The 13,415-nt window shown below is 74.5% G+C and carries 12 protein-coding genes; 9 read left to right on the forward strand and 3 right to left on the reverse strand.

Annotation, left to right across the window (positions count from 1 at the left end):
• Nucleotides 1-33: 33 nt before the first annotated feature.
• A complete protein-coding gene (locus WCD41_RS12275; protein ID WP_337713710.1) occupies nucleotides 34-1,572 on the forward strand; it encodes a class I adenylate-forming enzyme family protein in 1,539 nt (512 codons plus the stop codon).
• Nucleotides 1,569-2,813: an acyl-CoA dehydrogenase family protein gene (locus tag WCD41_RS12280; protein WP_337713711.1), complete on the forward strand. Its 1,245-nt coding sequence runs from the start codon at nucleotides 1,569-1,571 to the stop codon at nucleotides 2,811-2,813. The genes WCD41_RS12275 and WCD41_RS12280 overlap by 4 nt, the downstream gene beginning before the upstream one ends.
• On the opposite strand, the gene WCD41_RS12285 is transcribed toward WCD41_RS12280, so the two are convergent.
• The gene (locus tag WCD41_RS12285) at nucleotides 2,802-3,449 is read right to left on the reverse strand and encodes a UdgX family uracil-DNA binding protein (protein WP_337713712.1); all 648 of its coding nucleotides are present in this window, start codon (nucleotides 3,447-3,449) and stop codon (nucleotides 2,802-2,804) included. The genes WCD41_RS12280 and WCD41_RS12285 overlap by 12 nt on opposite strands.
• Nucleotides 3,450-3,536: 87 nt before the next feature.
• Between WCD41_RS12285 and WCD41_RS12290 the strand changes: the two genes are divergently transcribed.
• Nucleotides 3,537-3,959, forward strand: a complete 423-nt coding sequence (locus WCD41_RS12290) for a VOC family protein (protein ID WP_337713713.1) — start codon at nucleotides 3,537-3,539, stop codon at nucleotides 3,957-3,959.
• Between the two features lie 3 nt (nucleotides 3,960-3,962).
• Here WCD41_RS12290 and WCD41_RS12295 read toward each other — a convergent pair whose 3' ends face one another.
• The gene (locus WCD41_RS12295; protein ID WP_337713714.1) at nucleotides 3,963-4,799 is read right to left on the reverse strand and encodes an NAD(P)H-binding protein; all 837 of its coding nucleotides are present in this window, start codon (nucleotides 4,797-4,799) and stop codon (nucleotides 3,963-3,965) included.
• 82 nt (nucleotides 4,800-4,881) lie between these two features.
• Between WCD41_RS12295 and WCD41_RS12300 the strand changes: the two genes are divergently transcribed.
• The 6 genes from WCD41_RS12300 to WCD41_RS12325 all read left to right on the forward strand — a co-directional run bounded on the left by WCD41_RS12300 (nucleotide 4,882) and on the right by WCD41_RS12325 (nucleotide 11,556).
• The gene (locus WCD41_RS12300; protein ID WP_337713715.1) at nucleotides 4,882-5,841 is read left to right on the forward strand and encodes an AraC family transcriptional regulator; all 960 of its coding nucleotides are present in this window, start codon (nucleotides 4,882-4,884) and stop codon (nucleotides 5,839-5,841) included.
• A gap of 36 nt (nucleotides 5,842-5,877) precedes the next feature.
• Nucleotides 5,878-7,140: a GAF domain-containing protein gene (locus WCD41_RS12305; RefSeq protein WP_337713716.1), complete on the forward strand. Its 1,263-nt coding sequence runs from the start codon at nucleotides 5,878-5,880 to the stop codon at nucleotides 7,138-7,140.
• Nucleotides 7,141-7,187: 47 nt separating this feature from the next.
• The gene (locus WCD41_RS12310; RefSeq protein WP_337713717.1) at nucleotides 7,188-8,243 is read left to right on the forward strand and encodes a 2,3-butanediol dehydrogenase; all 1,056 of its coding nucleotides are present in this window, start codon (nucleotides 7,188-7,190) and stop codon (nucleotides 8,241-8,243) included.
• Entirely contained in the window at nucleotides 8,240-9,037 is a 798-nt protein-coding gene (locus tag WCD41_RS12315) for an acetoin reductase (RefSeq protein ID WP_337713718.1), read from the forward strand. Before WCD41_RS12310 ends, WCD41_RS12315 begins: the two co-directional genes overlap by 4 nt.
• Before the next feature lie 263 nt (nucleotides 9,038-9,300).
• Nucleotides 9,301-9,576, forward strand: a complete 276-nt coding sequence (locus WCD41_RS12320) for a hypothetical protein (protein ID WP_337713719.1) — start codon at nucleotides 9,301-9,303, stop codon at nucleotides 9,574-9,576.
• 54 nt (nucleotides 9,577-9,630) lie between these two features.
• Nucleotides 9,631-11,556: an ATP-dependent Clp protease ATP-binding subunit gene (locus WCD41_RS12325; protein WP_337713720.1), complete on the forward strand. Its 1,926-nt coding sequence runs from the start codon at nucleotides 9,631-9,633 to the stop codon at nucleotides 11,554-11,556.
• A 41-nt stretch (nucleotides 11,557-11,597) separates the two neighbouring features.
• On the opposite strand, the gene glmS is transcribed toward WCD41_RS12325, so the two are convergent.
• A complete protein-coding gene (glmS, locus tag WCD41_RS12330; protein ID WP_337713721.1) occupies nucleotides 11,598-13,409 on the reverse strand; it encodes a glutamine--fructose-6-phosphate transaminase (isomerizing) in 1,812 nt (603 codons plus the stop codon).
• Between the last annotated feature and the right edge of the window lie 6 nt (nucleotides 13,410-13,415).

Below are 13,415 nucleotides of genomic sequence, written 5' to 3' on the forward strand. Positions count from 1 at the left end.
TCGGCCCGTCGCACCGTCCCTAGCGTCCGCCGGATGGACGTGCCGAGTCTCATGCGCCAGGCCATGACGCTGCACCGCGACCGGACCGCCGTCGTCACCGAGCACCGCAGCCTGACCTTCGCGGAGGCCTGGGAGCGCGGGGTCCGCACCGCCAACGGGCTGATCGCGCTCGGGGTCCGGCCCGGCGACCGGGTCGCGAGCGTCGAGGAGAACGACGTCGGCGCCGCGGACCTCTTCCTCGGCGCCGCCATCGCCGGCGCCGTGCGCGTCCCGCTGTACGCGCGCAACGCGCGCCGAGCGCACCAGGTGATGGTCGAGCAGACGCAGACCCGCGTGCTCGTCGTGGACGCCGCGCACGCCGACGAGGTCAAGGGCCTCGAGGACGAGACGGCGGGGCTCGAGCACGTGCTCGTGCGGGACGCGGGCTACGAGGACTGGCTCGCGGCCCAGTCGCCCGAGGACCCGCAGCTGCGCGTCGGCGCCGACGACTGGTACGTCATCCGGCACTCCGCGGGCACGACGGGACGCCCCAAGGGCGTGGGCTACACCCAGCACGACTGGCTCGTGAACTGCCGCAACTGGTACTACCGGCTGCCGAACCTGCAGACCCGCAGCGTCGTCGGCCACGCCGGCCCGATCTCGCACGCGTCGGGCTACCTGTTCCTGCCGGCGTGGCTGCACGGCAGCGCCAACCTGCTCTTCGGAGTCTTCGACCCCGCCAAGGTGCTCGCGATGATGGAGCGGCACCGCGTCACGCACATGTTCGCGCCACCGTCGATGGTCCAGATGCTCACCGCCGAGCCCTCGCGGTTCGACCGCGACACCTCGGCGCTCGCGTGCCTGCTCGTCGGCGGCGCCCCGATCACCGACGCGACCGCGCTGGCCGGGCGGGCGGCGTTCGGCGAGGTCCTCCACCAGGTGTTCGGGCAGACCGAGGCCGTCCCGCTGACGGTGATGACGCCCGAGGAATGGTTCTCCGACGTCCCCGGATCGAGCCCGCTGCGGGCGGCGGGCAAGGTCCTGCCGTTCGCGCGGATCGAGGTCCGGGACGCCGACGGCACCGCGCTGCCCCTCGGCGAGGACGGCGAGCTGTGGGCGCAGGTCGAGGGCCAGATGCGCGGCTTCTGGAACGACGACGAGCTCACCTCGACCCGGCTCGTCGACGGCTGGGTGCGCACCCGTGACATCGGGAGGATCGACGAGAACGGCTACGTCTACGTCCTCGACCGGGCCGACGACATGATCGTGTCCGGTGGCTTCAACATCTGGCCCGCCGAGCTCGAGTCGGCGATCGCCGATCACCCCGACGTCGTCGAGGTGGCCGTGTTCGCGGTGCCGCACGAACGCTGGGGCGAGACCCCGATGGCCGTGTGCCGCGTCGAGCCCGGCGCGACCGTGACGGCCGAGGAGATCGTCGAGCTCGTTCGGCAGAACCTCGGCTCCTACAAGAAGCCCGGCGCCGTCGAGTTCACCCACGAGCCGTTGCCCAAGAACGTCGTCGGCAAGCTGCTGCGCAAGGCCCTCCGCGAGCCGTACTGGGCGGGCCAGGCGCGACGGGTGGCCGGCGCATGACCGACACGGCCGACCGCACCGGGAGCATGCTCGGCGGCTCCCTCGACGACTCCCTCGACTCCCAGGACTACGCGGTTCCCTGGGCGCTGGAGGACCACCATCGCGAGTGGCAGGCGACGGTCCGGGACTTCGTCACCCGGGAGGTCGCGCCCGGGGCCGCCGAGCGCAGCATCGCCGGCGTCTTCGACGCGGACCTCGCCCGCGCGGCCGGCCGCCTCGGCGTCTACGGGCTGCTCGCCGAGGAGCGGTTCGGCGGCGGGGGCGCCGACCTGCGCACGCTGTGCCTCACCGCCGAGGAGCTCGCCCGCGTCGACTCCTCGCTGTCCGTCACCGTCCACGTGCAGGCGATCAGCGTCGCCCTCCTCGCGCACCTCGCCGCCGGGCGGGACGACCTGCTCGCCGAGGTGCTGCCCGGCGCCTGCACCGGGGAGACGTTCGTGTCGTTCGGGCTGACCGAGCCGACAGGCGGCTCCGACGCCGGGAACATCGCCACCACCGCCCGCCGCGACGGCGGCGACTGGGTCATCTCCGGGTCGAAGCAGTTCATCACCAACTCGGGCACCCCGTTCTCCCGCTACGTGATCCTCTTCGCGGCCACGGGGGAGGCCGCCGCCGACGCCCGCGCCCGCCGGCCCGTGGCGGCCTTCCTGGTCCCGCTCGACGCGCCCGGCGTCACCGTCGGTGGGCCCTACGCGAAGCTCGGGTGGCGCTCGTCCGACACGCATCCGCTGTTCTTCGACGACGTCCGGGTTCCGGGCAGCGCGCTGCTGGGGGAGGAGGGGCGGGGGTACCGCGAGGCGCTCGGGTTCCTGACGTGGGCGCGGTTCCCGATCGCCGCGATGAGCACCGGGCTGGCGCTGGGCTGCCTCGACGACATCCGCCGCTTCGTCGGCGACCGGACGTCCTTCGGTTCCCCGCTCGGCGGGCACCAGGGTGTCGCCTTCGGGGTCGCCGACATCGCCGCCCTCGCGGCCACCGCGCGGGTGATGACCTACGACGGCGCCTGGAAGTACGACCACGGCCGCCCCGTCGCCCGCGAGGCCGCGACCGCGAAGCTCGTGGCCTCCGAAGCGGCCAACAAGGCGGCCTACCTCGCCACCGAGCTCGCCGGCGGGTACGGGTTCATGCAGGACACCGCCGTGACCCGCCACTACCAGGACGCCCGCATCCTGACGATCGGCGAGGGCACCTCCGAGGTCCAGCGCATGCTCATCGCACGCGGGCTGGGGCTACCCGTGTAGGAGCTCACCAGCGGTGCGCAGATCGGCGACGAACCCCGCGAACATCTCGTCGCGGTCCTGACCGCGCGCGGGGTCGGCGCGCAGGATCGCCGACGGGTGGATGGTCGGGACCAGGGTCATGTCGTTCCAGGCCCGGGGCTCGCCGCGCTCGGCGGTGATCCGGAACGACGACCCGAGCAGTGCCTTGCCCGCGGTCGCCCCGAGGGTGAGCAGCACCTGGGGCTTCACCAGGGCCAGCTCGGCGTCCAGCCACGGCCGGCAGGCGCGGATGTGGCCGGCCTTCGGCGTCTCGTGGATGCGGCGCTTGCCCTGGTAGCGGAAGCCGAAGTGCTTGACCGCGTTGGTGACGTAGGCGTCGTCGCGGGCGATGCCCGCCTCGTCGAGGGCCTCGTCCAGCAGGCGCCCGGCCGGGCCGACGAACGGCGCCTGCTGCCGGTCCTCCTGGTCGCCGGGCTGCTCGCCGACCATCACGAGGCGCGCCTGCACCGGCCCGGACCCGAACACGGTGCCCGTCGTGTCGTGGTGCAGTTCGCAGGCGGTGCAGCCGGCGGCCTGCGCGCGGAGGGTCTCGAGGTCCTGTGGTGGGTCCGCCGCGGCGGCATCATCGGAGGCGAACAGGTCGAGCGGTTCGGTCACGGGGCCGGGTGCCCCGCCCGCGGCGCAGGAGAACCCGGAGCCTGAGGAGGACCCATCCTGTCCGCCACCCTCGCCACACTGAGCGCCATGGCCATCGGTGTGCAGATCACGTTCGACGCCCGCGACACCGCGAAGCAGGCGGAATTCTGGGCCCTGGCGCTGGACTACGTCCTCCAGCCCCCGCCGTCCGGGTTCGACTCCTGGGAGGCCTTCGCGGAGGAGGTCGGCATCCCCCGCGAGGACTGGGACCGGCTCAACGCCGTGTGCGACCCGGACGGCGCCGGCCCTCGCGTGCTGTTCCAGAAGGTGCCCGAGGGCAAGACGGTGAAGAACCGGGTCCACCTCGACGTGAACGTCGGGGGCCTCGCCGAGAACCGCCGCGAGCTCGCCCAGGCCCACCGCGAGAAGCTCGAGGCCGCCGGGGCGCAGTTCGTCCGCGAGGTCGACGAAGCCTCCGGGTGGTGCCTGGTCATGCTCGACCCCGAGGGCAACGAGTTCTGCCTCCAGTAGGGATCAGCGACCCCACGCCCCCGCGGCCGCGGTCCGCGCGACGTAGTCCTCGAAGCTCCGGGCCGGCCGGCCGAGGACGGTGGCGACGTCGTCGGTCGTCCCGGCGATGAGCCCGCGCTCCATGAGCACGAACATGTCACCGAGGGTCCGGGCCTCGCCGGGGTCCCACCCGTCGTCGACCAGCCCGGCGACGTAGGCGTCGACGGAGATCGACCGGTAGGCGAGCGGGCGGCCCGATGCCCGCCCGACGAGGTCGACGGCCTCGGCGAAGGTGATCGCCCGGGGTCCGGTGAGCTCGTAGACCCGCCCGGCGTGCCGACCGGGCTCGGCGAGCACGGTAGCGGCGACGTCGCCGACGTCCTCGACGTCGATGAACGGCTCCGGGACGTCACCGGGCGGCAGCGCCAGCTCCCCGGCGAGCAGCGGCGCGTGCCAGAGCTCCTCGTCGAAGTTCTGGGCGAAGTTGGCCGGGCGCAGGACGGTCCACTCGAGCCGCGAGGAGCGCACGGCGTCCTCGGCGTCGCGCATGTCCCGGCCGAAGGCCGACTCGCCCCAGGTGTCCGCCCCGTGGCCGGAGAGCAGGACGAGGCGCCGCACGCCGGCCTCGGCGGCCCGGGCCACGAGCTCGTGCACCGGCCCGGGCGTCGACGGCGGCACGATGTAGACCGCGGCGACGCCGTCGAGGGCGGCGTCCCAGCCTCGCGGGTCGGACCAGTCGAACGGCGTGGCGCTGGACCGGGAGGCGGCGCGCACCGTCGCGCCGCGCAGCCGCGCGTGGGCGGCGACCCGCCGGCCGGTCTTGCCGGTGGCGCCGAGGACCAGGGTGATGTCGTCGTGCATGGCCCCGAGTGAACGCCGCCCGGTCGGACGCTGCCATAGGCGAAGAGCGCCCATGCCTGCGCGATCGTCTATCTTCGGTCGGGTGGACGCGTTCGGGGACCTCTTCCGCGGGGTGCGGGCGCAGGGCTCGCTGTTCGGCAGCTCGACCCTGACCCCGCCCTGGGCGCTGCACTTCGTCGACGGTGCCCCGCTGACGCTGTGCGCCGTGCTCGACGGCGCGGGGTGGATCGTGCCGGAGGGGCGGGCGCCCGAACGGCTGCGCGTCGGCGAGACGGCCGTGGTGCGCGGGCCCGCGTCGTTCACGTTCGTCGACGAGCCCGGCACCGTGGCGGAGCCGATCGCCTGCGGTGAGCACTGCGCCGCGCCCGAGCAGGGCGGGACGCGCTACCGCCGCGGCTGGCACGACCCCGGCGACGGCGGCCCGGGGGAGGCGACGACGCTGGTCGTCGGCGCCTACCCGCTGCACGGCGAGATCGGCCGTCGGCTCCTGGACGCGCTGCCGCCGGTCCTGCGGGTCGGCACCGGCGGCACCGGCGACCCCGTCCTCGACCACCTCGCCGCCGAGGTCGCGATCGACCGGCCGGGCCAGCAGGTGGTCCTCGACCGGCTGCTGGACTGGCTGCTGGTCTGCTCGATCCGCGAGTGGTTCGACCGGCCCGGCGGCGAGCCGCCGGCCTGGTACGCCGCCCAGCGCGACCCGGTCGTCGGGGAAGCTCTGCGGCTGCTGCACGCCGAGCCGGCCGCGCCGTGGACCGTCTCCTCGCTCGCCGGCCGGGCCCGCGTCTCGCGCGCCACGCTCGCCAAGCGCTTCGCCGAGCTCGTCGGGGAGCCGCCGCTGACCTACCTCGCCGCGTGGCGCATGACCCTCGCGGCGGACCTGCTGATCGAGAAGGACGCCGCGACCGTCGCGGAGGTGGCCCGCACGGTCGGGTACGCCGACGCCTTCGGCTTCAGCGCCGCCTTCAAGCGCATCCGCGGCGTCAGCCCGAGCGAGCACCGGCGTGCCGGTCGGTCTATGGCGCCGGTCACGACGCCTGCCTAGGCTGCGGCGGGGCCCGTCGACGTCGAGGAGGTGCCCGTGCCTCACGCCGACGACGGGGTCTGCGCGGTGACGCGCAGCACCGACCTGCGCCGGCACGCCCGCCTGCTCCACCAGGCGCACGACGCCCGCCTCGCCGGCAGCCGGCCGACGCCCGGGCTGCGGCGGGTCGTGAGCCGCTCGTGGGACCGCGTCCTGTCCTACGGGGTCGCCCCGGACGGACGGGCGCTCGACGACCCCGCTCCGCCGGAGACCGTCGAGCAGCGGCGGGCCGCGTCGCCGATCGCCGGGGTGCTGCCCCAGCTGCGGGCGAGCCTCACGGCGGTGGCCGAGGACGCCGAGCACATCATGGTCGTCACCGCCGCCGACGGGTTCGTGCTCTGGCGCGAGGGCTCGGTGCGGGTGGGACGGCTCGCCGACTCCCTCGGCTTCCTGCCGGGCGCGGACTGGACGGAGGCGTCGGTCGGCACCAACGCCATCGGCACCGCGCTCGCCGAGCACGCCTCGGTGCAGCTGTTCTCCGCCGAGCACTTCGTGCGCGCCCAGCACCCCTGGACCTGCACGGCGAGCCCGATCCACGACCCGCGCACCGGCGAGATGCTCGGCGTCGTCGACCTCTCCGGTCCGGCGCCGACCGTCCACCCGACGACGGTCGCGCTCGTCCACACCGCGGTCCGCCTCGCCGAGACCGGCCTGTGGGCCGCGCACGAGACGCGTCTCGAGAGCCTCCGCGCGGTCGCGGCCCCGGTGCTCGCCCGCCAGACCGGGCCGGCGCTGGTCGTCGACGACCACGGGTGGGTCGCGGCCGCGACGGGCCTCGCGCCGCGCGACCGCGTCGGCGTCCCGCGGGCGGGCGAGGCGATGCTGGTCCACGGGCTCGGCGCGTGCCTGCCCGACCGCGTGCCGGGCGGGTGGCTGCTGCGCCCGTCGGACGCAGCGGGCAGCGGCCGGACCCGGTTGCGGCTCGACCTGGACGCCGACCCGGCGGCGGTGCTCGTCGAGGGCCACGAGGTCTGGCGCCACACCCTCGGCCGGCGCCACCTGCAGATCGTCGCGCTGCTCATGGCGGCCGGGAGCGCGGGGCTCGACGCCGCCGCCATCAGCCGGGCGCTCTACGACGACGCCGACCACCTCGTGACGGTGCGCGCCGAGCTCTCCCGGCTGCGCCGCGTCCTCGGCGGCCTGCTCGCCGCCCGTCCCTACCGCATCGCGCCGGGTGTCGAGGTCCTCCCGCCCTCCCCGGCGGACACCGCCCGGCTGTTCGGTCCGGAGCGTGCAACACCGCTGCAACCCTGGTCGTGACCCGGGTCACCCTCGTGGGATGGCGGTGACCGTCCCAGGGAGGACCCATGAAGGCTGCTCGCTTCCACGGCCGGGGTGACGTGCGCGTCGAGGACGTGCCCGAGCCCCGTCCCGGCCCCGGACAGGTGCAGGTCGCCGTCGAGTGGTGCGGCATCTGCGGCACCGATCTGCACGAGTTCCTCGACGGCCCGATCTTCACGCCCACCCCGCAGGCGCCCCACCCGCTGACCGGCGGCGCCATCCCGATCACGCTGGGACACGAGTTCTCGGGCGTGGTCGCCGGCGTCGGGTCCGGGGTCACCGGGGTGACGGAGGGCGACCGGGTCGTCGTCGAGCCCTACGACGTGTGCGGGACGTGCGTGGCCTGCCGGGCCGGGCGCTACAACGTCTGCCGTCAGCTGGGCTTCATCGGTCTCGACGGGGACCAGGGCGGCTTCGCCGAGAAGATGGTCGTCGACCAGCGCTGGGTGCACTCCATCGAGGGCCTGACCACCGAGCAGGGGGCGCTCGTCGAGCCCCTTGCGGTCGGCTACCACGCCACGAAGCTCTCGGGGATCGAGAAGGGCCAGACCGCCGCGGTGTTCGGGTCCGGCCCGATCGGGCTGGTCACCGCCGCGGCGCTGCGGGCGGCCGGGGCCGGTCAGATCGTCGTCGTCGAGCCCGCCGACGCGCGCAAGGCCAAGGCCCCGGGCGCCGGCGCCGACCACGTGCTCGACCCGACCGAGGTCGACGTCCCCGAGGCCATCCGCGACCTCACCGACGGCGCCGGGGCGGACGTGACGTTCGAGTGCGCCGGGCTCGACCCGGTGCTCGCCCAGGCCGTCGCGTCGACCCGGCCCGGCGGCACCTGCGTCAACGTCTCGATCTGGGGCCACCCGGCGACCTTCGACGTCAACTCGCTCGTGTTCTCCGAGATCCGGCTCATCGGCTCGCTCGCCTACGCGGGCCGCCATCCCGAGGTCATCGACCTCGTCCGCGACGGCGTCGTCGACGTCGAGCAGTTCATCACCGGCCGCATCGCCCTCGAGGACATCGTCGACCAGGGCTTCCGCGAGCTGATCGACCACAAGGAGTCCAACGTGAAGATCCTGGTGCACCCGTGACCGCCCCCCGGGACAACGCGGCCGGCACGCGCGTCGCCGTCGTCACCGGCGCGGGACGGGGGATCGGTGCCGCGATCGCGCGGCGTCTGGCGTCCGACGGGCTCGCGGTGATGGTGTCGGACATCGACGGCGCGACCGCGCAGGGCGTCGCGCAGGAGATCACCGACGCCGGGGGACAGGCGGCGTCGACCGCCACCGACGTCGCCGACCGCGACGCGGTGGTCGCGCTCGTCGCCGCCACCCGGGAGCGCTTCGGATCGATCGACGTGATGGTCGCGAACGCCGGCATCGCGCAGGTGAAGACCCTGCTCGAGGTCACGCCCGACGACCTGCAGCGGATGCTGTCGATCAACGTCGGCGGCGTGATGTGGTGCCTGCAGGCCGCGGCCGAGGCGATGATCGAGCAGGGGCACGGCGGGAAGATCATCAACGCCGCGTCGATCGCCGGGCACCAGGGCTTCGACCACCTCGGGCACTACTCGGCGTCGAAGTTCGCCGTGCGGGCCCTGACCCAGGCGGCGGCCAAGGAGCTCGCGCAGCACCAGATCACCGTCAACGCCTACTGCCCCGGGATCGTCGGCACGACCATGTGGGACGAGATCGACGAGGGCCTCGGCGGCTACCTGGGCACCGGCAAGGGCGAGGCGCTCGCGCAGTACTCGCAGCTCATCGCGCTCGGCCGGGTGCAGACGCCCGAGGACGTCGCGTCGTTCGTGTCCTACCTGGGGAGCCGGGACTCGGACTACATGACCGGCCAGGCGGTGATGATCGACGGCGGGATCGTCATGGTCTGATCGACGGTGGGTGTTCTGCGTCGTCAGAACGATCCAGAACACCCACCGGGCGGGTGGCGCGCCCGTTTGACCGGGACGGGAGTGGCGGGGGTAACATGGTCGACATGCAGGCCGTGCGACTTCGTCGAGAGGTAGTACTTCGGCGCGCCGGGTGAGCCAGGGCCCCGGCGCGCACCACCGCTCGCCCCGGTAGGGGCTCGCAGCGGACCACCGCCGAGACCTGGCTCGGATCCACTCCACCACCGGATCCCCAGGAGCACGTCGTGACCACTCTCGAGCCGGCCCCCACCCGTCGCCTCTCCCGCCTGCCGCGCCCGTTCACCATCCTCACCACCGGTGGCATGCCCGGGGTCATGGATCTCGCGTCGGCGATCTGCTCCCTCGGCTACCGCGTCCCGGACTTCTCGGTCGACGTCCACGAGGGCGTCTCCTGCTCGTGCGTGCAGTGCACGGTCGCGCTGACCAGCGCCGAGTGCACCGAGTTCGCCGACAAGGTGCGCACGCTGCCCGGTGTCCTGTCGATCGAGCCCAGCTGCTGACGGGACACGGAGCGCAGCGAGAGCTGGACGATCCGGCGAGCGCATGATGGAGGCGTGAGCGACGACGCCCGACGTGATCCCCGGGACGGCCCGGGGGAGTGGACGAACCCCCTCGAGGAACTGATCGGGCGGCTGGTCGAGGGCTTCGGCGATCTCGGCGGGCCGGGCCAGCAGGGGGACGGTCCCGCGTCGCGCCCGTCCGGGAACAGCCGCACGCCGGTCCTCGACCGCTTCGGCCGCGATCTCACCGCGGCGGCGCGCGCCGGGCGCCTCGACCCGGTCGTCGGTCGTGACCGCGAGGTGGCCGCCGTCCTGGAGATCCTCGGGCGGCGGACCAAGAACAACCCGGTGCTGGTGGGCGACCCGGGCGTGGGCAAGACGGCGATCGTCGAGGGCATCGCGGCGCGGATCGCCGCCGGGTCGGTGCCCGGCGCGGTCGGGCAGCGGGTCGTCGCCCTCGACCTGGCCGGGTTGGTGGCCGGCACCAAGTACCGCGGGGAGTTCGAGGAGCGGCTGCGGCGGCTGGTCGACGAGGTCACCGCGACCGAGCGCTCCGTCGTGCTCTTCCTCGACGAGGTGCACACCGTCGTCGGCGCGGGTGCCGGGGTCGAGGGCACGATGGACGCCGCCGACATCCTCAAGCCGGCGCTGGCGCGGGGCGAGCTGCAGGTCGTCGGGGCGACGACGCTGGAGGAGTACCGGCGCCACGTCGAGTCCGACCCGGCCCTCGAGCGGCGCTTCGCCCCGATCACCGTCGACGAGCCCACCGTCGAGCAGACGGTCGCGATCCTCGACGGGCTGCGGGTCCGCTACGAGGAGCACCACGGCGTGCGGCTCCCCGAGGACGCCCGCCGCGCGGCCGTCGAGCTGACCGCGCGCCACGTGCGCGACCGGTTCCTGCCCGACAAGGCCATCGACGCGCTCGACACCGCCGCCGCGCGGGTGCGGCTGCGCCGGGGCGAGGACCCGGGCGCGTCCGTGACGGTGACCGTCGGCGACGTCGCCCAGGTCGTCGCCGACCGCACCGGCCTGCCCGTCGCCCACCTCACCGACTCCGAGCGCACCCGGCTGCTCGGGCTCGCCGACCACCTGCGCCGCCGCGTCGTCGGCCAGGACCACGCGCTCGAGGCCGTCACCGACGCCGTGCTGGCCGGCCGCGCCGGGATGGGCCAGCCGGGACGTCCGGTGGCGTCGTTCCTCTTCGCCGGGCCCACCGGCGTCGGCAAGACCGAGCTGGCACGGGCGCTGGCCGAGGCGTTGCACGGGTCCGACGAGCGCCTCGTGCGCCTCGACCTCGGCGAGTTCCGCGAGGCCCACACCGTCAGCAGGCTCACCGGGGCGCCGCCCGGCTACGTCGGGCACGACCGCCCCGGCGAGCTCACCGAGGCGCTGCGGCGGACGCCGTCGTGCGTCGTGCTGCTCGACGAGATCGAGAAGGCGCACCCGGACGTGCTCGCCCTGCTGCTGGGCGTCCTCGACGCGGGCCGGCTCACCGACGGACGCGGCCGCACGGTGTCGTTCGCCGACGCCGTGGTGATCATGACGAGCAACCTCGGCGCGGCCGCGCTGACCGAGGGCCGCGACCCCGACGCCGCCCGCGCGTCGGTGCTCGCGGCCCTGGCCCGCGCGCTGCGCCCGGAGTTCCTCGGCCGCGTCGACGAGGTGGTGCTCTTCACGCCGCTGGCCCCCGACGCCCTGCGCGGGGTGGTGGAGCTGCTCCTCGACGGCACCCGCGAGCGGCTCGGCGCGCAGGAGGTCGGCCTCACCGTCACCCCCGCGGCCGTCGAGGCGATCGTCGCGCGGGGGCACGACCAGGCGCTCGGGGCCCGGCCGATGCGCCGCGTCGTGACCCGCGAGGTCGACCGCGCCCTCTCGCGCCGGATCGTCGCCGGGGCCCTGCGCCCGGGCGGGCACGCCACCGTCGACGCGCCCGACCCGGACGGCCCGCTGACCATCGAGGTCGGCCTGCCGCCCATGTGAGCACTTTCCGGGCCCATGGGCCCGGAAAGTGCTCACGAGGGTTACTCCACCGTCACGCTCTTCGCGAGGTTGCGCGGCTTGTCGATGTCGCGGCCCAGCACGGCGGCGCAGTGGTAGGCGAGCAGCTGCAGGGGCACGCCGAGCAGGATCGGGTCGAGCTCCGGCTCGAGGCGCGGGACGCGCAGGACGGCGTCGGCGAGGCCGTCGGGGAGCTGGGCGTTCGTCACCGCGATCACGGGCCCGCCCCGGGCGCGGATCTGCTCGATCGTGCTGATGTTCTTGGCCAGCAGCTCGTCGTCGGGGACCACGACCACGCAGGGCATCTGCGCGTCGACGAGGGCGAGCGGCCCGTGCTTGAGCTCCGCGGCGGCGTACGCCTCGGCGTGCACGTAGGAGATCTCCTTGAGCTTCTGGGCGCCCTCGCGCGCGACGGCCGCACCGCGGACCCGGCCCAGGTAGAACATCGAGCGCGCGTCGGCGTAGCGGCGGGCCACCTCGGCGACCTCGTCGCTCGACTGCAGCGCGGTCTCGACGGCGTCGGGAAGGCGCCGTAGGCCCTCGACGAGCCGGGTGCCGTGGGCCGCGGAGAGGTCGCGGACGCGACCGAGCAGCAGGGCGAGCAGCGTGAACGACGTGGCCATCGAGCTGAACGCCTTGGTCGACGCGACCGAGACCTCCGGGCCGGCGTGCAGGAACATCCCCGCCCCGCACTGGCGCGCGATCGCCGAGCCGATGACGTTGACGACGCCGACGACCCGCCCGCCCTTGCGCTGGAGCTCCTCGACGGCGGCGAGCGTGTCGATGGTCTCCCCGGACTGGCTCACGGCGACGTAGAGCGTCTCGGGGTCGACGAGCGGATTGCGGTAGCGGAACTCGCTGGCCTGCTCGGCGTCGGCGGGCACGCGCGCGAGCTCCTCGACGAGCCCCGCGCCGATCTGCCCGGCGTAGAGCGCGGAGCCGCACCCGAGGAACGTCACACGCCGGATGCCGCGCAGCTCGCGCGGGTCGAGGCGCAGGCCGTCGAGACGGGCGGTGGCGAAGCGGGTGTCGAGGCGTCCCGCCAGGACGCGGCGCAGCGCGGCCGGCTGCTCGTGGATCTCCTTGGACAGGAAGTCCGCGTGCCCGTCGAGCTCGTAGTCGGCGTCGTCGACCTCGACCGTGGTGGGCGGCCCGAACCGCGAGCCCTCGTAGCCGGTCGCGGTGAGCGTCGCCAGCTCGCCGTCGGCGAGGAACACGACCTGGCGGGTGTGCCGCACGAGCGCGGCGACGTCGGAGGCCACGAACATCTCGCCGTCGCCGAGGCCCAGCACGATGGGGCTGCCGTTGCGGGCGACGACGAGCTCGTCGGGGTTGCGGGCGTCGAGCACGACGAGCCCGTAGGTGCCCTCGACGACCCGCAGCGTCTCGCGGACCGCCTCCTCGAGCGAGCTCGACCCGCCGTCCAGCGCGCGGGCGACGAGGTGGGGCAGGACCTCGGTGTCGGTGTCCGACTTCAGCGTGACGCCCTCGGCGACGAGCTTGGCGCGCAGCTCGTCGGCGTTCTCGAGGATGCCGTTGTGGACGACGGCGATCCGGCCGGCGGCGTCGGTGTGGGGGTGGGCGTTGCGCTCGCTCGGCTCGCCGTGGGTGGCCCAGCGGGTGTGGGCGATTCCGGTGCGGCCGGGGGACTCGTCGTCGCCGAGCGCCGCGCGCAGGTCGTCGACCCGGCCGACCGAACGGGTGGTGCGCAGGGCCTTGCGGTGGGCCACGGCCAGGCCGGCCGAGTCGTAGCCGCGGTACTCCAGGCGGGCCAGACCGTCGACGAGGATCTTCGTCGCCGGCCGGGGTCCGACGTATCCCACGATGCCGCACATGATCTT

The organism is Actinomycetospora aeridis, from assembly GCF_037400275.1.
GTDB lineage: Bacteria > Actinomycetota > Actinomycetes > Mycobacteriales > Pseudonocardiaceae > Actinomycetospora > Actinomycetospora aeridis.

What these genes read in the sequence shown, in the direction of transcription:
- WCD41_RS12310 (WP_337713717.1), top strand. Translation starts at nt 7,188, where the DNA reads ATGAAGGCTGCTCGCTTCCACGGCCGGGGTGACGTGCGCGTCGAGGAC.
- WCD41_RS12280 (WP_337713711.1), top strand. Translation starts at nt 1,569, where the DNA reads ATGACCGACACGGCCGACCGCACCGGGAGCATGCTCGGCGGCTCCCTC.
- WCD41_RS12295 (WP_337713714.1), bottom strand. Translation starts at nt 4,799, where the DNA reads ATGCACGACGACATCACCCTGGTCCTCGGCGCCACCGGCAAGACCGGC.
- glmS (WP_337713721.1), bottom strand. Translation starts at nt 13,409, where the DNA reads ATGTGCGGCATCGTGGGATACGTCGGACCCCGGCCGGCGACGAAGATC.
- WCD41_RS12290 (WP_337713713.1), top strand. Translation starts at nt 3,537, where the DNA reads ATGGCCATCGGTGTGCAGATCACGTTCGACGCCCGCGACACCGCGAAG.
- WCD41_RS12275 (WP_337713710.1), top strand. Translation starts at nt 34, where the DNA reads ATGGACGTGCCGAGTCTCATGCGCCAGGCCATGACGCTGCACCGCGAC.